This window comes from Henriciella pelagia (assembly GCF_002088945.1).
In the GTDB taxonomy this organism is placed as follows: domain Bacteria; phylum Pseudomonadota; class Alphaproteobacteria; order Caulobacterales; family Hyphomonadaceae; genus Henriciella; species Henriciella pelagia.
Window position 1 is genome coordinate 641641 of record NZ_NCSU01000011.1, and the last position, 21722, is coordinate 663362.

Sequence of the window (21722 nt, forward strand, 5' to 3'; positions counted from 1 at the left end):
TTGCGCTTATGGGCAATGTGACAAATTGGTCACACAGCTTAACCGGGAGTGATGCTGCCCGTGCAACCGGAATGCATGTGCTGCGTTTGAGCTGCCATGACCCAAGAGCATTCCCCCGTGCAGAGCGCGCCGGCTGATGGGCCGGATGTCAGCCCTGCTCTCGAAGTGGCGCTCCTGACCTGGGAGTACCCACCGATTCCCACCGCCAAGGGCCGCGTTGCCTGCGAGACGGCGCATGCGCTTGCCGCACACGGCGTGAATGTGCGCGTCTTCACAATGGACCGGGATGACGTGGTTCGTACCGACCATGACCGGATTGAAGTCATAGGCTGCGCGGGCCGCATTACAGGCTTGCGGCGCCTGATGAAGACCATTCCCGGTCTCGAGCACATCGCCGCCGCCGCTGCATTCCGTGAATGCGTGCAGGACGAGCATGAGCGCCGCCCCTTTGACCTCATCGAAGCGACGAATTGCGGGGCACCAGCCGCCATGCTGATGGATTGCGGCCTTCCGGTCGTCATCCGGAACACCGCTCCACACGCGCTGGATGCCGCTGATGACGACAGCTTCGGCTCCCGCCTGTCGCGCTTTGTTGCGCGAGGTCTGGAAGCCAGATGCGCCAACACGGCTGCTGCAGTCATTTCCAATACGCGCACCCACGCGCGCTTTATCAAGGACTGGTACGGCTTCCAGCCGGGTAATATCCATATGGTGACGCCTGTCTCGGTTGATCCTCAGATCGTCCGGACCGGGGCATCCTTGCCCTACCCGCCGCTGCATGCCCGCCTGCGCCTTGCCTATATCGGCGATGGAGCGCCGCGAAAGGGGCTGGACGAACTTCTGATCGCGTTCGACATCGTCGTGCATTCTGCACAGGCAAAGGACGACCCCCTGCCCGAGCTGCATGTGATCGGCCTCGCGCCCCATGACATGGAAGCCCGGATGGATCGGCTCTCCCTGTCACAGATCGCGCGCGAACAGATCCTCGATTTCGGACGCCTCACCGACGATTCGATGAGCCATGTCCTCGCCCGCTGCCATGGCATTATCGCGCCATCCCGCTATCAGTCGACCGGCTCAGTCTACCGGGAAGCGGCCGCATTCGGCCGCCCGCTCATCGCCTGCGCCGAAGACCCGACAGCGGTGGAGTTCGTCGAAAAGTACGGCTGCGGGCGCCTGGCACAAGAGTGCACGCCCGGCAGCCTCTCCCGCACGATCATGTCGACATTTGCGAATCGGGCTGACCTCGTCCAGATGCGCCATCGCGGCCTCGACGCGGCGAAAACCTGGAACCGCGACGAATTTGGGGCACGCACGCTGCAGGTCTACCGCCGCGCCATGAACCTCGCCCCGATCAGCCTCCCGGCCTTCCAGGACGCCCGCGCAAGGCTAGCACAGCCGCACAGCTGAATTCACGGCGGTGGCAGCAGTGTCAGACTGGATTGTCTGGAGTTTTGGTACGCCCAACAGGATTCGAACCTGTGACCTACTGATTAAAAGTCAGTTGCTCTACCGACTGAGCTATGGGCGCGCCGAAGCGGTTTCCTAGTCGAGTGCGCCGGGAAGGTCAACGCACGGCAACCTGCTAATTGCAGGTCAGCTGGTGCCATCATTTCGCCGTCAATTTCGCTTGCAATTGCAGGGCTATGAAACACGCGCTCATCCTACCGGCAGCCGGCCTTCTCATCCTCGCCGCCTGCGCCTCGCCATCGCCCGACTCCACGACCGGCCAGGTCGTGTCGCAGACGCGTTCTGGAATGGCCGACGCGGCGATGACCCCACTCGAAGACCTCAATCTCAAACGCGACGAAATTCCGCATATCCTGCAGGAGATCAACAACCCGTACGAAGTCTCGACCGACATCACCTGTGACGAGATCGTCGCACAGGTCTCCGCGCTCGACGCCGTACTCGGGCCGGACTTTGATGCACCGAAGGAAGAAGACGACGAGTCGCTCTCCGACAAGGCCGCCGGCGCGACCTCCGAGGGCATACTTGGCGCGGTTGCCTCGGAAGCCGGCGGACTTATCCCCTATCGCGGCTGGGTACGCCAGCTATCGGGCGCCAAGCGCCACGAGGCGAAAGTGAAGCGCGCCATCAACAAGGGCTCACACCGGCGCACCTATCTGAAGGCGCTCGGTCAGATGAAGAAATGCGATGGCATCGCCGCGCCAAACCTTGCCGCCCTCCGCCAGAACCAGAGCGTCGTCTATCGCGGTGATGCTCCTGATGGCTACATGCCGGAACCGCAAAAGGTCGAGACGCCGCCAGAGCCGCCCGCGAAGGATTGGGACCTCGTCCCCTCCGACATTGACAGCTATGCGCTGGATGATGTTGACGGCCACACCAAGGCAGACCGCAAGGCTAAGTCGGCTTCGGAGCCGACTTCGTATCCGCCCATCGAAGACTGAGCTCAGTTCGCCGCGCCTCAAACGTCCCCGCAGCGATGTGCGCGCGCATATCGGCCATCAGCGCCTGGAAAAAGGCGGTGTTGTGCCAGGAAAGGATCATCGCGCCGAGATATTCACCGGCTTTCATCAGATGGTGCAGATAGGCCTTTGAATAGTCATTGCTCGCCGGAGAGTTCACCGCCTCATCGAGCGGGGAAAGATCCTCGGCAAATTTTGCGTTCTTGAGATTGATCGGCCCGTCCCACGTCCAGGCCTGACCGTGCCGCCCGGCCCGCGTCGGCAGCACACAGTCGAACATGTCGATGCCGCGCGCGACGCTTTCGACAAGGTCGATCGGCTTGCCCACACCCATCACATAGCGCGGCTTCTCATCCGGCAGGTGCGGCACCGTCATGTCGATGGTCCGGCACATCTGCTCATGGCCCTCTCCGACAGCGAGGCCGCCAAGCGCAATTCCGCCAAACCCCTGGCTCACAACACCCTTCGCTGAACGCTCGCGCAGGTCTTCAAAGTTCGATCCCTGGATAATGCCGAACAGGGTCTGCGTCTCCCGCACCCCGAACGCATCAAGGCTCTTCTGCCCCCAGTCGAGTGACAGTTCCAGGCTGCGCAGCGCCTCTTCATGACTGCATGGAAAGTCGGTGCACTCATCAAGCTGCATGGAAATATCCGCGCCGAGAAGGTCCGCCTGGATTTCGATGCTGCGCGCCGGCGTCAGCCGGTGCTCAGAACCGTCAATGTGGCTGCGAAACGTCACGCCGTCCTTGTCCATCTTGCGAAGCTGCGACAGCGACCAGACCTGGAAGCCACCACTATCGGTCAACATCGGGCCTTTCCAGCCAGAGAATTTATGCAGCCCGCCAAGCCGCTTCACGCGCTCCGCGCCAGGGCGCAGCATGAGGTGATAGGTATTGCCAAGGATAATGTCGGCCCCGGCCTGCTCGACCTGGTCCATATACATCGCCTTTACGGTGCCAGCCGTGCCGACAGGCATGAAGGCGGGTGTGCGAATGTCGCCGCGCGATGTCTTCAGCACACCGGTCCGCGCCGCACCGTCACGCGCTTGGATCTCGAAAGGAAAGGTCGTCATGGCGCGCGTTTGGCGCATCGACCCGGCACTGACAAGTCCTCAAAATCGGCTAAGACAGGCCCAATGTCTCTGAGCGAAGCCGAATTCCTGCACCATGTCCGATCCGTGCCGACAAATGTCGAACTGCTGGCACGCCTGCCTGAGCTTGGCCTGTCGCAGTGCTATCTGACTGCTGGATGCTTGTTCCAGCCTGTCTGGAACCATCGCTCCGGCAATGATCCAGCCTGGGGCATCAGCGATTTCGACGTGTTCTATTTCGATGACAGCGACACGTCTTACGAGGCTGAAGACGCGGTGATACAGCGCGCCGCCAGTGCCTTTGCAGACCTCGATGCGGTGATCGAAATCCGCAACCAGGCCCGCGTCCATCTCTGGTACGAACAGAAATTCGGCCGCCCCATCGCACCGATCACATCCTCAGAAGACGGTATTGGCGGCTTCCTCGTCGCCTGTACCTGCGTCGGCATAAATGTCGACACCGGCGACCTCCACGCGCCCTACGGACTGGGCGACCTCTGGAACGGCATCCTCCGGCCAAATCCCGGAAACATCGACGACCCGCTCTTCACGAGGAAAGCCGAAAGCTACAGGACACGTTGGCCCTGGCTGACCATTCGGCATGGCGATTGATCAAGGCAGCAGCAGGCACGCATCGCCATAGGAATAGAAGCGGTATTTCTGCGCGATGGCGTGCGCATAGGCGGCCTGCATGATGTCTGTGCCCATCAGCGCGCAGACCAGCATGAACAGCGAGCTTTCCGACAGGTGGAAATTGGTGACTAGCGCGTCCGTCACCTGCAGCCTGTCGCCCGGTTTGAGAAAAATGTCAGTCGGCCCTGTCGCCGGGACAAGCCGGCCATTCTCGACAGCGCTTTCCAGCGTCCGCAACGCCGTCGTCCCAACGGGCACGCAGCGATGCCCGGATGCACGCACATCATTCAGCCGCGCCGCGACTTCAGGGCTGATCCGCCGCCACTCCTCATGCAGCCTGCCGCTCTCGATCTGACTTTGCTTCAGCGGTGAAAACGTGCCCAGCCCGACATGAAGGCGAACCGTTTCACTGCCGATCCCGGCCGCGGCCAGCGCTTCGCGCAGCTCCGGCGTGAAGTGCAGCCCTGCCGTCGGCGCGGCGACCGATTGCGCATCCTCACCCGCAAAACTCGTCTGATAGGTCTGGCGGTCCTTCGCATCCGCCGCACGCCGCCGGGCGATATAGGGCGGCAGCGGCATGGCGCCATGTGCGTCGAGTGCCTCGTCAAGCTCCCGCCCCGCCAGATTGAAGACAAGCGTGACTTCACCCGTCTCGGCCTTGCCTGTCAGCTCCGCCTCAAAGCCCTGCCCGAAAGATATCCGGTCTCCAGGTTTCAGGCGCTTACCCGGCCGGGCCAGCGCCCGCCAGGTCGCACCATCGACGCGCTCGACCAGATTGGCATCGACGGACACGTCCGCGCCGGCGTCATCGCGTGCCGGCCGCACGCCTTTCAGCGCGGCGGGAATGACCCTCGTATCATTGAAGACCAGCGTGTCCCCGGCCTCGAGATAGTGCGGCAGGTCGCGGACATGCGCATCCTCCAGTCGGCCATCGCCATACACGACAAGCAGCCGCGCGGCATCCTGCGGCTCGACCGGCCGCAATGCGATCAGCTCTTCAGGGAGATCGAAGGAAAACGCTGAAAGATCCAAGGCTTACGCCCTAGCCTTCGACGACCGCCGGCACCCTTGGCAGGTCGCAAATGTCGTTCTTGAGCTGGGCAGCGGCGGCCAGCCTGTCGGTCCATTCCTGCGTATCCGTCCGCTGGACATACACCTTGGGGCGCTCACCTTCAGGAAGGTCGGACGCCATGACGGCCTTGTTGAGCACGTCGGGATTCTCGATCGGCGTTCCGTTCGGCTCCGGGCCCTTCTTGATGGCGCGGACGACATCAAATCCTTCCAGCACCCGGCCCCAGGCCGTGTACTGCTTGTCGAGATGGCTTGCCTGATGGCGCATCAGGAAAAACTGGCTGTTGGCCGAATTCGGGTCATTGGTACGCGCCGTGGAGACAATGCCCGGACAGTGCGGGATCCAGCTGTCGAGCAAATTGTCGGCTGTCATCTCGGCCACGAACTGCGCCTGCGATGCCATCGGAAAGCCCTTGTAGAGCCCCTGTTTGGCATCCTGCGCCGGTCCGATCGGGTTCATCACCATGTCATTCGGATTGCGTCGGAAGGTGAACTCTCCCTCAATATTCGGCAGGCCGGATTCGCGGCCCTTCAGCGCAAAAATATCGCCGCCTTGTGCCATGAAATCATCAATCACGCGGTGGAAGACCGTACCGTCAAAATCGCCGGATCTGGTGATCGCGCGGAACTGTTCGACATGTGCTGGCGCGACTTCAGGCAGCATTTCCACCACGATCCGGCCTTTGGTCGTATCGAGGACCCAGAGGTTCTCTGCCTCGACCTCTCGCCACTCATCCGGTGCCGCCTCGACGTCGTTTATCGTGAATTGAGGCGCAGCCGGCGCGGCGGCTTCCGTTTCTGCACTAGCAGGCGCTTCCTGCGCACAGGCAGCAGCCACGATCATGCTGGCACAGCCGAGCGCCATCGAAACAGTCCGGGTGATGTTCACTTGTATTTCTCCAGAAGCTTTTCCCTGACACGAGGCGTGACAAAGGAACTGATATCGCCCCCAAATTTCGCGATTTCCTTCACGAGCCGCGAAGCAACCGCCTGATGCTGAACATCTGCCATCAGGAAAACAGTTTCAATCTCGCGGTTCAGTTGCTCATTCATCGCCGTCATCTGGAATTCGTACTCGAAATCGGAGACAGCGCGCAGGCCGCGAATAATCACGTGCGCATTACACGCTTCGGCAAAATGCATGAGAAGATTATCGAAAGGGCGCGCCTCGATCGGGACGTTGCGCGGATTGGGCAGGTCGGCACATTCTGCCTCGACAATGGCAACGCGCTCCTCCAGCGAGAAAAGCGGCTTCTTGGCCTCGTTCACCGCGACACCGATGATCATCCGGTCGACGAGCTTCAGCCCGCGCCCGATAATGTCGAGATGCCCCATGGTGATCGGATCAAAGGTTCCAGGATAAAGCCCGACACGTTCCATCAGCACCTCCACTTAGGCAGCTAACTGCAACGATTGCAGCAGTCTCGCCTTATTCTTCGCTATCTTCGTCCTCTTCTTCCACAAGGCGGGCCACGGACACAACCCGTTCGCCCTCATTCGTGCGAAGAACCCAGACGCCTGATGTGGCGCGACCGGCAATGCGGATCTGATCGACATGGGTACGGATCAGCTGGCCTCCATTGGTGACAAGCATGATCTGGTCATTATCATCGACGGTGAAAGATTGCGCGATCTGCTTGACCGGCCCCTTCTTCTTGTCGCGGCCCCAGATATTGTGGGCGACGAGGCCCTTCCCGCCGCGCCCGGTGACCCGGTAATCGAAGGAAGATGAGCGCTTGCCCATGCCATCATCGGCAATGGTCAGGATATACTGATCGCGGGCACCAAGTTCTGCGATGCGTTCCGGGCTGAGCGCGGCCTCTTCGACGCCATCCTCTGCCTCGTCATCGGCCATCACGTCACCAGCATCATCCTCGTCCTCGCCCGTTGCCGCACGGCGCATCGCCGCGGCATGCTTGAGATAGGCGCGCGCTTCCGCAGAGGTGACCTCGACATGATGCAGAACACCCATGGAGATGACTTCATCGCCCTTGTCGAGACGGATACCACGTACGCCGGTCGAGTTGCGGCCGGCAAACACCCGCACATCCGTCACCTGGAAGCGGATACATTTGCCGAGCGCGGTGGTCAGCATGATGTCATTGTCTTCATTGCAGATCTTGACCGAGACAATGCCATCGCCCTCATCGAGCTTCATCGCGATCTTGCCGTTGCGATTGACGCGAATGAAATCGCTGAGCTTGTTGCGGCGAACCGTGCCAGAGCGGGTCGCGAACATCACGTCGAGCGAGTTGCGGCTCTCCTCATCATCCGGCAGCGGCATGACGCTCTCTATCCGCTCATCCTTGGAGAGCGGGAAGATATTGACCAACGCCTTGCCGCGAGATTGCGGCGAACCGACCGGCAGGCGCCACACCTTCTCCTTGTAGACCATGCCCTCGGAGCTGAAGAACAGGATCTCCGTATGCGTATTGGCCGTGAAGAGACGGGTGACGAAGTCCTCATCCTTCATCGCCACACCGGACCTGCCCTTGCCGCCGCGATGCTGGGCGCGATAGGTCGAAAGCGGAACGCGCTTCACATAGCCGCCATGCGTGACGGTCACGACCATGTCCTCGCGCTCGATCAGGTCCTCATCGTCCATGTCGGCATCGGCGAAAGTGAATTCGGAGCGCCGCGGCACGGCGAATTTCTCTTTCACCTCATTCAGCTCACCCCGGATGATATCAAGGATGCGCGAACGTGAACGCAGAATGTCGAGATAGTCTGCAATCTTCTCCGACAAGCCCTTGGCTTCATTGCCGATTTCATCACGGCCGAGGCCGGTGAGGCGGGACAGCTGCAGCGCAAGAATGGCGCGGGCCTGCTCATCGGAAAGATAGATCGTGTCGCCCTCGGCGCGGCGCGTCCGGCGGTCGGCAACGAGGTCGATCAGCGGCCCCATATCCAGTATCGGCCACGCCTTGGCGAGCAATTGCTCGCGCGCCGAATTCGGGTCCGGCGCATGCCGGATGATACGGATGACCTCGTCAATATTCGCAACGGCGAGCGCAAGGCCCACCAAGACGTGTGCGCGGTCGCGCGCCTTGTTGAGTTCAAATTTCGTCCGCCGGGCGACCACTTCCTCACGGAACTGGATGAAGGCCTGCAGCACCTGGCGCAGATTCAGCTGCTCCGGCCGCCCGCCATTCAGGGCGAGCATGTTCACCGGGAAGGATGTCTGTAGCTGCGAATAGCGGAACAGCTGATTCAGCACGACGTCCGCGCTCGCATCCTTCTTGATCTCGATCACGACGCGGATGCCGTGGCGGTCGGATTCGTCGCGCAGATCCGCAATGCCTTCAATCCGCTTCTCGCGAACGAGTTCGGCGATCTTCTGCACCATGGAGGCCTTGTTCACCTGATACGGAATCTCGGTGACAATAATCGCCTGACGGCCGGACTTGACCTCTTCAATCTCGGTGCGCGCCCGCATCAGCACAGACCCGCGACCTTCCAGCAACGCCTTGCGCGATCCGGCATAGCCGAGGATCAGCCCGCCAGTCGGAAAGTCCGGTCCCGGCACGATCTCGAGCAACTGCTCGTCATCAATCGCCGGATCATCGATCATGGCGAGGGTCGCGTCGACCACTTCACCAAGATTGTGCGGCGGAATGTTCGTCGCCATGCCGACCGCGATGCCGCCGCCGCCATTGACCAGCAGGTTCGGGAACTGCGCCGGCAGGACCATCGGCTCCTGCTGGGAGCCGTCATAGGTGTCCTGGAACTGGACCGTATCCTTGTCGATGTCGGCGAGCAGGTATTGCGCCGCCTTGGTCATCCGGGATTCGGTGTAGCGCATCGCCGCCGGCGGATCATTGTCGATCGAGCCAAAATTGCCCTGGCCATCGACAAGCGTCAGCCCCATCGAGAATGGCTGCGCCATCCGCACCAGGGCATCATAGATCGCGCTGTCGCCGTGCGGGTGGTAGTTACCCATCACGGCACCGACAATGTTCGCAGACTTCTTGTAAGGCTTGTCCGGCGTGTTGCCATTGACCTGCATGGCATAGAGAATCCGGCGGTGAACCGGCTTCAGGCCATCGCGCACATCGGGCAGCGCACGGCTGACAATGACGCTCATCGCATAGTCGAGATAGGAGCGTTTCAGCTCGTCCTCGATATCAACAGGATCAATCCCGTCCTCGTAATGCGGTTCGTCGTTTTCCGGCTCTTCTGGCGGTGTATTTTCGTCGCTCACGGAAGCCCTGCCTCTGGTCTCTCTGCGCGGGCCCGAATCGCCCGCCGAATCTGGGTTTCAGCCTAGCAGGCGGGGGCAGCAGACACAAACTCTGATGGCGGTTCAGCCCGGTGTTTGCACAGCGCCGTATATTCTGTTTTTCAAGCCCCCAGACCGTCATCCCGGAATTTGCGCCAGCAAATATCCCGGCCCCAGTCAATTGAAGAGCAGGGCCCGCCCAAACCGGGTCCCGGCTCTCCCGTTGGTCGGCCGGGATGACAGGAATGGGCTGGCAAGATCAGAGCAGATCCCCGCCGGCCGCCGCAGCCGTCGTGCCATCCTTCTTGAAGGCCCGGATGACATTCTTGCCGGTGATCCACTTGTGGACCTCATCCGGCCCGTCGACCAGCCGCTGCGACCGGATATGCGTGTACCAGGCCGCCAGCGGCGTATCGAGCGAATAGCCAAGCGCACCGTGCAGCTGGATCGCCGTATCGACCACCTTGTGAACCATATTGGCGAGGAACACCTTGGCGATGCCATTCTCCTGGCGAAGGTCCAGGCCATTTTCCGCCTTGTAGGCGATGTGCATCAGCATCAGCCGCGCGATATAGAGCTGGCTCGCGCACTCGGCCAGCATGAACTGGACGCCCTGCCGCTCTTCCAGCCCCTTGCCGAAGGTCGAGCGCTTGGTGACATGTTCCGTCGCAAGATCGAGCGCGCGTTGCGCCATGGCGACATTGTGCATCCCGTGGCGCAGGCGCCCATAAGCGAGACGGTGCTGTCCCATGGAAAAGCCGCCGCCCTCGCCGCCAAGGAGGCTCTCTGCCGGCACGCGCAGATCCTTGATCTCGATCTCGGCATGCCCACCGCCCATGATGTTGTAGAGCGGGCCATGCACCGCCATCGTCTCAATGTCGCGCTTGATCTTGTAACCGGGGTTCGGCAGCTCGACGATGAAGGTCGAGAACTGCTCATGGCGCGGCGCGTCCGGATTGGTCTTCGCCATGACAACGGCAATGTCCGCCACCGACGCGGCCGATGAGAACCACTTCTCACCATTCAGCACATAGTGACTGTTACCGTCCTTCTCCGCGCGGGTCTGCATGCCCGTCGCATCGGCCCCTGCTGCCTTCTCCGTCATCGAATAACAGACCCGCTTTTCGCCGTTGAGGATCGGCTTCAGGAACTTCTCTTTCTGATAGTCCGTGCCATGCGCGAGCAGGGTCAGCATGGTCGCATCATCCGGTCCCTGCGAGTTCATCGACAGCGCGCCGAGATGGCTCTGGCCGAGCTCCATCTGCACCAGCGCATTGGCCAGCGGGCCGAGCCCCATGCCACCATGCTCCTTCGGAATGAAGGGCAGCCACAGGCCCTGTTTCCTCGCCTTGGCCCGCAGCTCATTGAGGACGGTCTTGTAATCCTCGCCATCGGTGAGGCGCTTCTCGGCCGGAATACACTCATCCTGCACCCATTGGCGAACGCGTTCGCGAACCTGCTTGGCCTCATCCGGAATGGTAAAATCGATCGACATTGCTTTCTCCCTTAAGTCTCTTGGCGCCACGCTAATCTGCCCCGCCAGGCCTGCACAGCCCCAAACAGGACGCCTGACGCGGCGTGATCCTCTGTCAGCGCGAACCGCCATCCGGCATTGATGCAGACGGGTCAGGCGCTAGTCTCGCCCGGTCGAGTCCGGAGAATCGCCCATGGCCCCCAAACCCCTGAGCCGCCGTTCAACCCTCCTGATGACCGCTGCAGGCCTGGCCGCGGGATGGGTGCCAGCCGCCGGAGCTGACAGCGCACGCCGCCAGAAAGGCTGGCGCAATGGCCAGTCGCTGCCTTTCCCGGTTCAGGAAATCTATCCGGCGCTGCATGCAGGACGCATCCATCTTGCCGGCGGCTTCATCGCCGAGGATGGCCGCATTACAGGGCCGACAGCGATGCATCACGCCTACGACCCGGCATCCGGCAACTGGACCGTAAAGGCACCCCTGCCCGCGGCACGCCATCACCCCCAGCTCATCTCCTATCGCGGCCGGCTCTACTGCATTGGCGGATATGAAGCCGGCGAACAGGGCGGCTGGCAGATGCGCGGCGGCGTCTGGCGCTATGATGATGCTGAAGATGCATGGAGCGCCGCACCGGCAATGCCTGTGCCTAATGGCGAGAGCATTTCCGAAGTCGCTGACGGCCTGCTCTTCGTGATTGGCGGGCGCCACCCCAGGGCAGACCGCAATCTTGACTGGAATGACCAGACAGACGTCGCCACCGCCTGGGCCTTCGACGGCAGCAAGTGGTTCGATACCGCGCCGATGCCGACCGCTCGCAACAGCGCCGCCAGCGGCGTCATCAATGGCTACATCCACGTCATCGGCGGGCGCACAGTCGGCGGCGGCAATCTCGCAAGGCACGAAGTCTACGATCCTGCTTCAGACCGCTGGGAGCACCGCGCGCCCATGCCGAAGGCGCAGGGCGGTCTGGCCGCTGCAGCCATCGGCCACAGACTGTACGCCTTTGGCGGTGAGTATTTCTCCGGCAATGGCGGGGGCGTCTATCCCGATGCCTGGGTCTATGACGCCAATCGAGACAGGTGGAGCGCCATTCCCGACATGCCGAGGCCGCGCCATGGTCTCGGCGCCGTCGCCCTTGGCGGCGACATCCATGTGATCGGCGGTGCGCTTCGCGCGAGCGGCAAGGATACGAGTGCAGCAGTGGAGATCTACACGCCATGAGCCGCGACCATGACTGACGCCCAGGAGCCCCCACTCGAACAGCACAAATGGTATGAGGACGTTCAGGCCCTGCTCCTCGGCACCCTGCTGCTATCCTTTGGCGTAACCCTCTACAGCACCGCCATGCTGATCACGGGCGGACTGGCTGGCACCAGCCTTCTCGTCGAGTTTGCGAGCCCCCTGTCCTTCGGCCTCGTCTTCTTCGTGCTAAATCTGCCCTTCTACATCCTGTCCGTCCTGCGCATGGGATGGGGCTTCACCATCCGGACCTTCATTGCCATCGCGCTCATCTCCGCCATGACGCGCCTTATTCCGATGTGGATGGACTTTTCTGCCCTCGACCCTGTCTTCGCATCGGTCGCTGGCGCGGCGATGATGGGCGTTGGCCTTGTCATGCTGCTGCGCCACCGCGCCGGCATTGGCGGCATCACCATCCTGTCGCAATTCCTGCAGGACAAGGGCGTGATCCGCGCTGGCATCTTCCAGCTCATTGTCGACCTCGCCATCCTCGTCGTGGCGCTGTTCATGCTGCCGCTGAAGTTGGTCGCGCTGTCCATTGTCGGCGCATTCGTGCTGAACCTGACTGTCGCTATCAACCACAAGCCCGGCCGCTATCGCGGCATGAGCTAGACCACAGAACACATTCCCCGCGAACCGCATCGCCAGGCGTGCCACAACCCTTTATGGTGCATATACATTTTATATCGCCACACTTGAACTAAGCTCATCGAAAACCTCTTCGTCGTCCGTTGCAACTTATATAGTGCATATACATCTACTTGAGTATGGGGACTGGCAGGACGCCATCCTCCCAGCTTGGCCGAATGCACTGCACGATAGGTCCAGATCGCATCGCGTCGGCCGGAAAATCAGGAAGGACTTACACATGAACCTGTATATGCATTTAGCGAAATCGCTTCACCGTTCGGCTTTATCCTCAGTCATCGTCGGCCTGACATTCGGCCTCGGCGCGGCGGCGCAGGTCGACAAGTTCTACGTTGGCGACGCGCCCGCTGCCGCCTGCGCAGAAGCAGCCGCCAGTGGCGGCATTCCAGACTATGGCGCCATGGGAGCCTGCAGGGACGCAGTGCGTGATACCGCCCTTTTGCGGTCGGACCGGGCGGCTTCTCTCGTCAATTACGGTATCCTGCAAATGCGCAGGGGCGACAGCGCGGGGGCGCTCGACCTCTTCGACCAGGCCAAGCGACTGTCTCCGCGACTGCCCGACATTCGCGTGAACGTCTCCGCAGCGCTCATCCGCGCGGGCGAGGCTGAAGCCGCCATCGACCTGCTGGACGACATTGCATCGATCGACCCGGATCTGCGCCCGGTCGCGCATTTTAATCGCGGGCTTGCCTACTGGGATCTGGAGCGGTTCCAGAACGCCTATGAGGATTTCAGCGCGGCCGTCAGCTTGCAGCCGAACTATACCCCCGCTGCCAACATGCTCCAAAACTTCGAAATCCGGACCCCTGCCGGACCGGCCCGCCAACTGGCCAGCACACCCGGCTGAGTTGCCCGCTCCCGATGGGCGAACTCCCGGCGGAGAGGCGGCTGACCGTTCCCCTACGCCTTTCCGCCGGGCTTTTTATTCCTCGATCATGACGGGGCGCAGGTCGCTCGTTTCAATGTGCCATTGCAGGTCTTCTGTGGATGCGCCGGGAACGTCATTCACCCGGCTGAGCAGGACCGGACCTTCCATACGGTAGGCATCTCCATTCTGCAGCTCACCCGACATGCTCACCTGTGCTTCGTAATAGACGGTGCCTGCCGCGCCTTCCTCGCGCCCCTGCTCGAGCGATATCTTGATCGTGCGGTATTTTTCATAGGCCTGTTCGAACTCCTCCAGCGTCATGCCGCTCGCTTCGCCACTTTCGCCCCAGACAGACCGGGCCGTTTCCCAGTCACGCGCCTCGAGCGCATCCGCCCACACCTGAAGTGTGTCTTCCGGCTCTCCGACCGCGACATCATTCGTGTCCATGGTTTCATCCACGGCTGCAGGGTCTGCCTGCTCGGGCACGACAGAGCGGTCGCTCGTGTCATCGGCCCCGCAAGCGGCAATCGCCATGGCAAGGGCCGGCACAAGAATACGATAGCTCATCGAGACACTCCTCTTTCGAATGAGGAGAAACGAGCCGTGGGCGCCTGCGTTCCCGGCGGACCACACGTCGCTCAGGCCTGAAGCGTTCGGTCCGACACCACGGTGAGCTGATGCCTGGCATCCTTTTTCAGCACGATATCCGCATGCTCGCGAAGCGGCTCGATATGCTGGGTCAGATTGGGCAGGTTGATCTTGCGCCAGACCGACATGGCAAAGGCCTCCGCCTGCGGAACTGTCATATTGCGGAACTGCGCATAAAAGGAGGTCGGGTCATGCTCGGCCGCGTTCCAGAAACGCATGAATCGGGCAAGGAACCAGGTCTCGATATCGCGCTGATCGGCATCGAGATAGACGAGGATGTCGGGCCGGTCGGTTTTCTTCACCGGCCCTCCCGGCGGCTCAAAGCCCAGCCCCTCGAGGATGAGGATGTCAGGGCGCGACAGGGTACGGGCGCCCGCCGGGTTCACATCATAGGTTTCGTGATCATAGGCCGGGATGCGCGCCTGACCAAGACGGATGGAGCGGATCGCCGCCGCCATTGCCTCGCGGTCATAGGTCTCTGGAAAGCCCTTGCGCATCATCAGCTCGCGCTTCTCCAGAATGGCATTGGGCAGCAGGAACCCGTCTGTTCCGACAATCTCGGCGCCGGGATCGGGCAACAGCGCCTCGCCTAACGCTCTGGCGAGCGTCGACTTGCCGACCGCGACCGAGCCGGTCAACCCGACAATGAGATAGTCCCGTTCAGCAAGGATGGCGCGCAGGCGTGAGACGAGTTGATCCAGCCCCGTCATGTCCTGCATCGCCCTCTCCCGATCCGCTCCAGACAGATCCTAGAACGGAATTTCGTCTTCGAAATCCTGGTTCCCGAAGTCCTGGGGCGGGCCGTCAAGCTGGCGCGGACCACCGCCGCCACCACCGCCATAGCCGCCACCCGAACGGCCACCACCACCGCCGCCCTGGCCACCGCCGGCACTGTCGAGCATGGTCAGCGTGCCGTCAAAGCCCTGCAGGACGACTTCAGTCGAATAGCGGTCATTGCCATTCTGGTCCTGCCATTTGCGGGTCTGCAGCTTGCCTTCGATGTAAACTTTCGAACCCTTCTTGAGGTAATTCTGACAGATACGGATGAGCCCCTCAGAGAAGATGGCAATCTGGTGCCATTCGGTCTTCTCGCGCCGTTCGCCGGTATTCTTGTCCTTCCAGGTTTCAGACGTCGCGATCCGCAGATTGCAGACCTGACCACCATTCTGAAACTGCCGCACTTCCGGATCAGCGCCCAGATTTCCGATAAGGATCACCTTGTTTACAGAACCTGCCATGTCGCGCTCCAATCATTTCGTCTTCGAATCGTCCGCTCCCGTTTAATACGAGACAGGACGCCTGTCGCCCTTCGGTCCCATATTTCCACAAGTCGCACCCTCAACACCAGCCACGCCCATAATGTTCTCTTTATGTTCCCGCCGTCAAGACCGCTGGTACAGGGTGTCGGAAATCAATCAGGCATCCGCGAGAGCGGACGCTTCTGCCGCCTCGGACGATCCGCCCGCACCGAGGATTTCCGGCAGCGGTTCGCCCGCCTTGCGCAGGGCCAATACCTCATCCTCAACCGGCTCAAGCAACAGCCGGCGATAATCGACGAAATAGTTCTGCGGATTGTCCCAGGGCTTTTCCTCGCCCTGGCGCGGAATCCATTTCGAGCCGCGTTTCACATAGCCCGCTGTCAGGTCGAGCAGCATTTTCTTCTGTCCGTAATCCTCAACGCCAATCGGCAAGAAGACCTGCTTGCCCTTCCGGTCCATCAGGCTGAACAGGCGGCAGAGATACCGCACGCCAAGCTCAAGCTTCAGCGTCCAGCTCGCGCCCGCATAGCCGAAAATCACGGCCGCATTGGGCAGGCCGGCAAACAGGATGGAGCGATAGCTGACCAGGTCGGACGGATCGAGAGACACCCCATCAAGGCGCACGTCGGCCCCGCCAAACGAGACCATCTCCAGCCCTGTCGCCGTCACAATAACGTCCACCTCGATCTCGCGCCCGCTTTGAAGCTTGAGGCCAGTCGGCGTGATCCGATCCACCGCATCGGTAACCATTTCCACCTTGCCCTGCCGGATCGCCTCGAAGAAGTCGCCATCCTTGGACACGCAGATCCGCTCATCCCACGGATTGTAGCGCGGCGTGAAATGCGTCTCGTAATCATAGTCGGGGCCGAGCTCCTTGCGGATCCACTTGTCGATCAGGGCTTTCACGCGCTCCGGCTTGCGGCGCGACATGCCATAGACGAGCTGCTGCATGGTCAGCGCCTTCCAGCGCGTCAGCTTGTGGTTCACCTTCTTTGGCAGGAAGCGCAGCCGTTTCGACAGCGGGTCCACACTTGGCCGCGCCACGACATAGGCCGGCGAGCGCTGCACCATGTATGTGTGGGACGCCTTCTCCGCCATTGTCGGGACCAGGGTAATGGCCGTCGCACCAGAGCCGATCACCGCGACCCGCTTGCCCTCATAATCAAGGTCTTCCGGCCAGAATTGCGGATGGGCAATCACGCCTTCAAAGTCTTCCTTGCCGGGAAAGTCCGGGTCGTTTCCGCGTTCATAACGGTAATAGCCGCTGCAGAAGACGACCATCGAGCCTGTCAGCGTCACGCGCTCGTTCGTGCCTGTCTTCTCCGAAATCAGCGTCCAGCGCGCATCCTCGGTCGACCAGTCGGCCGTCAGCAATTTGTGGCCGAAGCGGATCAGCGGCAGAATCTCATTCTCGCGGGCGGCCTCCTCGATATAGTCGCGGATCTTGTCGCCGTCGGCGATGGCTTCCTTGCCGGCCCAGGGTTTGAACCGGTAGCCCAGCGTATACATGTCGCTATCGCAGCGCACGCCGGGATAGCGGAAGAGGTCCCAGGTGCCGCCCACACGTTCGCGCTGCTCGAGGATGGCCAGACGCTTATTGGGGAATTTCCGTCTCAGCGTCACCGCCGCGCCCACGCCGGACAGGCCCGCGCCGACGATCAGGATATCGAAATGTTCCGCTGCCTCAGCCATGCTTGCCCTCGCTACGCACTACCCCTGAAGCGTTGAGCGTCCCCACTCTGCAAACCCAAGTCAACCGGAAGAGGGAGAACGTGCTGAACATTTCCGCGATCGGCACCAGAAACAGCAGGCCAGGCGCTGTGCGAGGCACGTCTTGTGTGCTCGCGGCCTTGATGCGCTACCGCATCATGCCAAATTCAGCTGTCAACGGGCCCGCGCACGCAGCAAACTCACGCCTGGACACCTTGTTCATTATTTGTTCTTGTCGCGACGCTGGACTCCGGGCACACATGTGCTTGAACACTTAGAGACCTGATCAAGGGCGAAAGCTGATGACCTCCCCGGACCTTCGCATGATCCGCGTGCGCGGCGCGAAAGAACACAATCTGAAGAATGTCGACGTCGACATTCCACGAGACAAGCTTGTCGTGATGACTGGCCTGTCTGGGTCCGGCAAGTCATCGCTCGCCTTCGATACGATCTATGCCGAAGGCCAACGCCGCTATGTCGAGAGCCTCTCGGCCTATGCACGCCAGTTCCTTGAGCTGATGCAGAAGCCCGATGTGGAAAGCATTGAGGGCCTCTCGCCCGCCATCTCCATCGAGCAGAAGACGACCAGCCGCAATCCGCGCTCCACCGTCGGCACGGTCACTGAGATCTACGACTATATGCGCCTGCTCTGGGCGCGTGTCGGCATCCCCTATTCGCCCGCCACCGGCCTTCCCATCCAGTCCCAGACCGTGTCGGAAATGGTCGACCGCACGATGGAGCTGCCGGAAAAGACCCGGCTTTACCTGCTCGCTCCGATGATCCGGGGCCGCAAGGGCGAGTACAAAAAAGAGTTCGCCGAGCTGCTTAAGAACGGCTTCCAGCGCGTCAAGGTCGATGGCGAGTTCCATGACCTCGAAAACCCGCCTACGCTCGACAAGAAGTTCAAGCACGACATTGACGTTGTGGTGGACCGGATCGTCATTCGTGAAGGCATGGAGCAGCGCCTCGCTGAAAGCTTCGAGACAGCGCTCGGTCTCGCCAATGGCATCGCCGTTCTCGAATATGCCGACATTGAGGACGGCGAGACCGAGCCGAAGCGGATCACTTACTCTGCCAATTTCGCCTGCCCCGTCTCCGGCTTCACCATTCCGGAGATCGAACCGCGCCTCTTTTCGTTCAACAATCCGTTTGGTGCCTGCCCGACCTGTGACGGTCTCGGCGAACAGTCCAAAGTCGACCCGCAACTGGTCGTCCCCGACAAGGACCTTACCCTCGCCAAGGGCGCCATCGCTCCATGGGCGCGTTCCTCCTCGCCCTATCAGACGCAGACCCTGCAGGCCCTTGCCGATCACTATGATTTTGACCTCGACACGCCCTGGAACAAACTCCCCGAAGACGTCCGGGATGTGATCCTGAACGGAACAGGCGATGAAGAGATCGACTTTGTCTATGATGACGGCCTGCGCCGCTATGAAGTGAAGAAGACGTTCGAAGGCGTCATTCCCAACCTCAACCGCCGCTACCGCGAGACCGAGAGCCAGTGGTCGCGCGACGAGATCGCAAAATTCCAGTCCGCCGCGCCCTGCCCGGCCTGTAATGGCAAACGCCTCAAGGCCGAAGCCCTCGCGGTCAAGATTGCCGGCCTCGATATATCCGACAGCGCCGAGTTCTCGATCAAGGAAGCTGGCGACTGGTTCGGCAAGGTCGAGGACACGTTGTCTGACCAGCACAAGGAGATCGCAAGCCGCATCCTGAAAGAGATCAATGACCGGCTGATCTTCCTCAACGCGGTCGGCCTCGAATACCTCTCCCTGTCGCGCTCCTCCGGCACGCTGTCTGGCGGCGAGAGCCAGCGCATCCGCCTTGCCAGCCAGATCGGCTCCGGCCTGCAGGGCGTTCTCTATGTCCTCGACGAGCCCAGCATCGGCCTCCACCAGCGCGACAATGAACGCCTGCTCGAAACCCTCAAACGCCTCCGCGATCTTGGCAATTCCGTCCTCGTCGTCGAGCATGATGAAGACGCGATCCTGACCGCTGACCATGTCATCGACATGGGGCCACGCGCCGGCGTCCATGGCGGCGAAATCATCGCCCAGGGCACGCCCGAAGACGTCATCGCCAATCCCGACAGCCTGACCGGCGCCTTCCTGTCCGGCAAGGAAGAGATCGCCATCCCGGCAAAGCGCCGCCTGTCGAAGAAATCCCGCTCCCTCACCATCAAGGGCGCGAGCGGAAACAATCTCAAGAATGTCGACGCTACCATACCGCTCGGCACGTTCACGGCGATTACCGGCGTCTCCGGCGGCGGCAAGTCCACGCTGATCATCGAGACGCTTTACAAGGCGCTCGCCCGCAAGCTGAACGGCGCTTCGGCGGCCCCCTCGCCCTATGAGAGCATTGAGGGCCTCAATCATCTCGACAAGGTCATCGATATCGACCAGTCGCCCATCGGACGCACGCCGCGCTCCAATCCGGCCACCTATACCGGCGCTTTCGGCCCGATCCGCGACTGGTTCGCCGGCCTGCCTGAATCAAAGGCGCGCGGTTATGCGCCCGGCCGCTTTTCCTTCAATGTGAAGGGCGGACGCTGCGAAGCCTGTCAGGGCGACGGCGTGATCAAGATCGAGATGCACTTCCTGCCGGATGTCTACGTCACCTGCGAGACCTGTGACGGCAAGCGCTATAATCGCGAGACGCTGGAAGTCCTCTACAAGGGCAAATCCATCGCTGATGTGCTCGACATGACGGTCGAGGAAGCCGAGAAATTCTTTTCCGCCGTCCCGGCCATCCAGTCAAAGATGGAAACGCTGAACCGCGTCGGCCTCTCCTATGTGAAGGTCGGCCAGCAGGCGACGACGCTTTCCGGCGGCGAGGCCCAGCGCGTAAAACTCGCCAAGGAGCTTTCCAAACGCGCCACCGGCAAGACGCTCTACATCCTCGATGAGCCGACAACCGGCCTGCATTTCGAGGATGTCCGCAAGCTGCTGGAAGTGCTGCATGAGCTGGTCGATACCGGCAACACCGTCGTCGTCATCGAGCACAATCTAGATGTCATCAAGACCGCCGACCACATCATCGATATCGGCCCCGAAGGCGGCGATGGCGGCGGCCGGATCGTCGCCACCGGAACCCCGGAAGACGTCGCCGCCGTCGAAGACAGCTGGACCGGAAAATTCCTCGCCGAGACCTTCCGCCGCCAGGACGAACGCCGCGCTGCCCGCAACAAGATCAAGCGCAGCGCGTCAAAGGCAAAGGCGAAACAGGCGGCGGAATGATCCCCACCCCGTGCCTCCCCAGAGGGGAGGAGGATGACAGCGTGCCAAGGTGCTCGTGTGACGCCTGGCGGCCTGATGGCTCGACTTCGCTCACCGTGTCGGCCTGCGTTACGTCAGAAATAGCCCGACAGGGTGAGCGAAGTCGAACCACTGGCGGGCGGTTGGTCGAAACGATTGCGATCATTGCCCTCCCCTCTGGAGAGGGCCCGTGGTGGGGCCTCAGGCAAACACATCGGGCGCCTGCGCCACACCGCCGCCGCGCGGATCGGTCTTGGCCGCGAGCGCTGCCGGCCCCGCCCACATATAGATGAAGAAGCCCTGTGACAGCAGGCCCGTCAGGAAAGCCATGCTGATCGGGCCAAGCACGTCAAAGCTCATGATGATGGTAAACATCTTCAGCGGATTGTTCTCACTGGCGGCCTGTTCGAGCGCGAGCACCTGGTTTGTCAGTGCAGCGATCATCGCCGCGCCGATACCGGTCCAGACAAAATAGGCCGCGATCCAGATCATGACGGTTAGCACGACATATGCGCCAGACATCGCCCAGAACCGGCCTTTCGTTGCGCCCCACGCCCCGAAGAAGGTGATCTTGCCATCGCGGATCGTCATGGCGGAGGCTGGCGCGAGCCGCACAGCCATCCACAGCCAGACCATGCCAAAAGCGATCATGCAGCCAAAACCGACCAAAGCGCCTATGGCCGCATCATCCACCGCATTGATGATCGGGCTAGCGACAGCGAGGGTCAGGACACCGGTCGATATCTGTCCCACCACCATGAAGGCGATCCAGATGAAGCCGACTGCAATCAGTCTGAATTCGTCCGCGCCAAGCCGGATGCGGAACCCCTCCTCGCGCACATACCGCCTCTGTATCGCCGCCTCGAACACCGCCCAGAACAGGACGCCCAGCACAATCATCGCGATATAGGAAAAGACCAGCCAGCCAATAATCTGCGTGATCTGGCGCACGAAGCGGCGCTCCATGTCCGCCTCGCTCGTGCCGGAGGCGACATTGATGAAGACGTCGAACCAGATATTGAAGAAGGGCCTGAACAGCATGTAGCCGATCGCGACGAGCAGGACCGCGCCAATCGCATAGGCCAGCAGGTATTTCCAGATAAATCCGCGCGGGCCATTCGCCCTGGCAAAGTGCAGGACGGCATTGTTGAAACTGAATTGATTGAGCATGGCGCGAACGTC

18 protein-coding genes and 1 tRNA gene are annotated in these 21722 nt (G+C 61.4%); 7 read left to right on the plus strand and 12 right to left on the minus strand.

What is annotated here, in order from left to right:
- The first annotated feature begins 96 nt into the window (after positions 1 to 96).
- A complete protein-coding gene (locus B8746_RS12525) occupies positions 97 to 1410 on the plus strand; it encodes a glycosyltransferase family 4 protein (RefSeq protein ID WP_084393991.1) in 1314 nt (437 codons plus the stop codon).
- Positions 1411 to 1455: 45 nt separating this feature from the next.
- Here the strand turns inward: B8746_RS12525 and B8746_RS12530 are convergent.
- Positions 1456 to 1531, minus strand: a tRNA-Lys gene (locus B8746_RS12530).
- Positions 1532 to 1646: 115 nt separating this feature from the next.
- Between B8746_RS12530 and B8746_RS12535 the strand changes: the two genes are divergently transcribed.
- Positions 1647 to 2411 (plus strand): hypothetical protein, encoded by a 765-nt coding sequence (locus B8746_RS12535; protein WP_084393992.1) that lies wholly within the window; start codon positions 1647 to 1649, stop codon positions 2409 to 2411.
- On the opposite strand, the gene tgt is transcribed toward B8746_RS12535, so the two are convergent.
- Positions 2365 to 3501, minus strand: a complete 1137-nt coding sequence (gene tgt / locus B8746_RS12540) for a tRNA guanosine(34) transglycosylase Tgt (RefSeq protein ID WP_084394243.1) — start codon at positions 3499 to 3501, stop codon at positions 2365 to 2367. The genes B8746_RS12535 and tgt overlap by 47 nt on opposite strands.
- A 63-nt stretch (positions 3502 to 3564) precedes the next feature.
- Between tgt and B8746_RS12545 the strand changes: the two genes are divergently transcribed.
- Entirely contained in the window at positions 3565 to 4131 is a 567-nt protein-coding gene (locus tag B8746_RS12545) for a nucleotidyltransferase family protein (protein ID WP_084393993.1), read from the plus strand.
- Here B8746_RS12545 and queA read toward each other — a convergent pair whose 3' ends face one another.
- The 5 genes from queA to B8746_RS12570 form a co-directional block, all read right to left on the minus strand.
- Positions 4132 to 5184 (minus strand): tRNA preQ1(34) S-adenosylmethionine ribosyltransferase-isomerase QueA, encoded by a 1053-nt coding sequence (gene queA / locus B8746_RS12550; RefSeq protein WP_084393994.1) that lies wholly within the window; start codon positions 5182 to 5184, stop codon positions 4132 to 4134.
- 10 nt (positions 5185 to 5194) lie between these two features.
- Positions 5195 to 6112, minus strand: a complete 918-nt coding sequence (locus B8746_RS12555; protein WP_084393995.1) for a peptidylprolyl isomerase — start codon at positions 6110 to 6112, stop codon at positions 5195 to 5197.
- Positions 6109 to 6603 carry a pantetheine-phosphate adenylyltransferase gene (gene coaD / locus B8746_RS12560; protein WP_084393996.1) on the minus strand — a complete coding sequence of 165 codons (495 nt, stop codon included), beginning with the start codon at positions 6601 to 6603 and terminating at the stop codon, positions 6109 to 6111. Before coaD ends, B8746_RS12555 begins: the two co-directional genes overlap by 4 nt.
- Before the next feature lie 49 nt (positions 6604 to 6652).
- Positions 6653 to 9424, minus strand: coding sequence for a DNA gyrase subunit A (gene gyrA, locus B8746_RS12565; RefSeq protein ID WP_084393997.1), 2772 nt, complete (start codon positions 9422 to 9424; stop codon positions 6653 to 6655).
- Between the two features lie 277 nt (positions 9425 to 9701).
- Positions 9702 to 10937 carry an acyl-CoA dehydrogenase family protein gene (locus tag B8746_RS12570; protein WP_084393998.1) on the minus strand — a complete coding sequence of 412 codons (1236 nt, stop codon included), beginning with the start codon at positions 10935 to 10937 and terminating at the stop codon, positions 9702 to 9704.
- A gap of 172 nt (positions 10938 to 11109) precedes the next feature.
- On the opposite strand from B8746_RS12570, the gene B8746_RS12575 reads away from it, so the two are divergent.
- The 3 genes from B8746_RS12575 to B8746_RS12585 all read left to right on the plus strand — a co-directional run bounded on the left by B8746_RS12575 (position 11110) and on the right by B8746_RS12585 (position 13648).
- Complete coding sequence (locus B8746_RS12575) at positions 11110 to 12135, plus strand: Kelch repeat-containing protein (RefSeq protein ID WP_233124254.1); 1026 nt, start codon at positions 11110 to 11112, stop codon at positions 12133 to 12135.
- Positions 12136 to 12144: 9 nt separating this feature from the next.
- A complete protein-coding gene (locus B8746_RS12580) occupies positions 12145 to 12765 on the plus strand; it encodes a YitT family protein (protein ID WP_084393999.1) in 621 nt (206 codons plus the stop codon).
- Positions 12766 to 13021: 256 nt separating this feature from the next.
- Entirely contained in the window at positions 13022 to 13648 is a 627-nt protein-coding gene (locus tag B8746_RS12585; protein WP_084394000.1) for a tetratricopeptide repeat protein, read from the plus strand.
- A gap of 75 nt (positions 13649 to 13723) precedes the next feature.
- Here B8746_RS12585 and B8746_RS12590 read toward each other — a convergent pair whose 3' ends face one another.
- From B8746_RS12590 to B8746_RS12605, 4 genes are all read right to left on the minus strand, one after another.
- Positions 13724 to 14236: a hypothetical protein gene (locus B8746_RS12590; protein ID WP_084394001.1), complete on the minus strand. Its 513-nt coding sequence runs from the start codon at positions 14234 to 14236 to the stop codon at positions 13724 to 13726.
- A 71-nt stretch (positions 14237 to 14307) separates the two neighbouring features.
- On the minus strand, positions 14308 to 15036 hold the full coding sequence (locus tag B8746_RS12595) for a nucleoside/nucleotide kinase family protein (RefSeq protein WP_084394002.1): 729 nt from the start codon (positions 15034 to 15036) through the stop codon (positions 14308 to 14310).
- A 30-nt stretch (positions 15037 to 15066) separates the two neighbouring features.
- Positions 15067 to 15555 carry a single-stranded DNA-binding protein gene (ssb, locus tag B8746_RS12600; RefSeq protein ID WP_084394003.1) on the minus strand — a complete coding sequence of 163 codons (489 nt, stop codon included), beginning with the start codon at positions 15553 to 15555 and terminating at the stop codon, positions 15067 to 15069.
- A gap of 177 nt (positions 15556 to 15732) precedes the next feature.
- On the minus strand, positions 15733 to 17268 hold the full coding sequence (locus B8746_RS12605) for a flavin-containing monooxygenase (protein WP_084394004.1): 1536 nt from the start codon (positions 17266 to 17268) through the stop codon (positions 15733 to 15735).
- Between the two features lie 320 nt (positions 17269 to 17588).
- Between B8746_RS12605 and uvrA the strand changes: the two genes are divergently transcribed.
- Positions 17589 to 20522 carry an excinuclease ABC subunit UvrA gene (gene uvrA / locus B8746_RS12610; protein ID WP_084394005.1) on the plus strand — a complete coding sequence of 978 codons (2934 nt, stop codon included), beginning with the start codon at positions 17589 to 17591 and terminating at the stop codon, positions 20520 to 20522.
- Between the two features lie 219 nt (positions 20523 to 20741).
- On the opposite strand, the gene B8746_RS12615 is transcribed toward uvrA, so the two are convergent.
- Complete coding sequence (locus tag B8746_RS12615) at positions 20742 to 21710, minus strand: hypothetical protein (protein ID WP_084394006.1); 969 nt, start codon at positions 21708 to 21710, stop codon at positions 20742 to 20744.
- Between the last annotated feature and the right edge of the window lie 12 nt (positions 21711 to 21722).

Bases quoted from the DNA above. Each gene is read 5' to 3' on its own strand.
- B8746_RS12525 (WP_084393991.1), top strand. From the start codon at position 97: ATGACCCAAGAGCATTCCCCCGTGCAGAGCGCGCCGGCTGATGGGCCG.
- B8746_RS12535 (WP_084393992.1), top strand. From the start codon at position 1,647: ATGAAACACGCGCTCATCCTACCGGCAGCCGGCCTTCTCATCCTCGCC.
- tgt (WP_084394243.1), bottom strand. From the start codon at position 3,501: ATGACGACCTTTCCTTTCGAGATCCAAGCGCGTGACGGTGCGGCGCGG.
- B8746_RS12545 (WP_084393993.1), top strand. From the start codon at position 3,565: ATGTCTCTGAGCGAAGCCGAATTCCTGCACCATGTCCGATCCGTGCCG.
- coaD (WP_084393996.1), bottom strand. From the start codon at position 6,603: ATGGAACGTGTCGGGCTTTATCCTGGAACCTTTGATCCGATCACCATG.
- B8746_RS12570 (WP_084393998.1), bottom strand. From the start codon at position 10,937: ATGTCGATCGATTTTACCATTCCGGATGAGGCCAAGCAGGTTCGCGAA.
- B8746_RS12575 (WP_233124254.1), top strand. From the start codon at position 11,110: ATGGCCCCCAAACCCCTGAGCCGCCGTTCAACCCTCCTGATGACCGCT.
- B8746_RS12580 (WP_084393999.1), top strand. From the start codon at position 12,145: ATGACTGACGCCCAGGAGCCCCCACTCGAACAGCACAAATGGTATGAG.
- B8746_RS12585 (WP_084394000.1), top strand. From the start codon at position 13,022: ATGAACCTGTATATGCATTTAGCGAAATCGCTTCACCGTTCGGCTTTA.
- B8746_RS12590 (WP_084394001.1), bottom strand. From the start codon at position 14,236: ATGAGCTATCGTATTCTTGTGCCGGCCCTTGCCATGGCGATTGCCGCT.
- B8746_RS12595 (WP_084394002.1), bottom strand. From the start codon at position 15,036: ATGCAGGACATGACGGGGCTGGATCAACTCGTCTCACGCCTGCGCGCC.
- ssb (WP_084394003.1), bottom strand. From the start codon at position 15,555: ATGGCAGGTTCTGTAAACAAGGTGATCCTTATCGGAAATCTGGGCGCT.
- B8746_RS12605 (WP_084394004.1), bottom strand. From the start codon at position 17,268: ATGGCTGAGGCAGCGGAACATTTCGATATCCTGATCGTCGGCGCGGGC.
- uvrA (WP_084394005.1), top strand. From the start codon at position 17,589: ATGACCTCCCCGGACCTTCGCATGATCCGCGTGCGCGGCGCGAAAGAA.
- B8746_RS12615 (WP_084394006.1), bottom strand. From the start codon at position 21,710: ATGCTCAATCAATTCAGTTTCAACAATGCCGTCCTGCACTTTGCCAGG.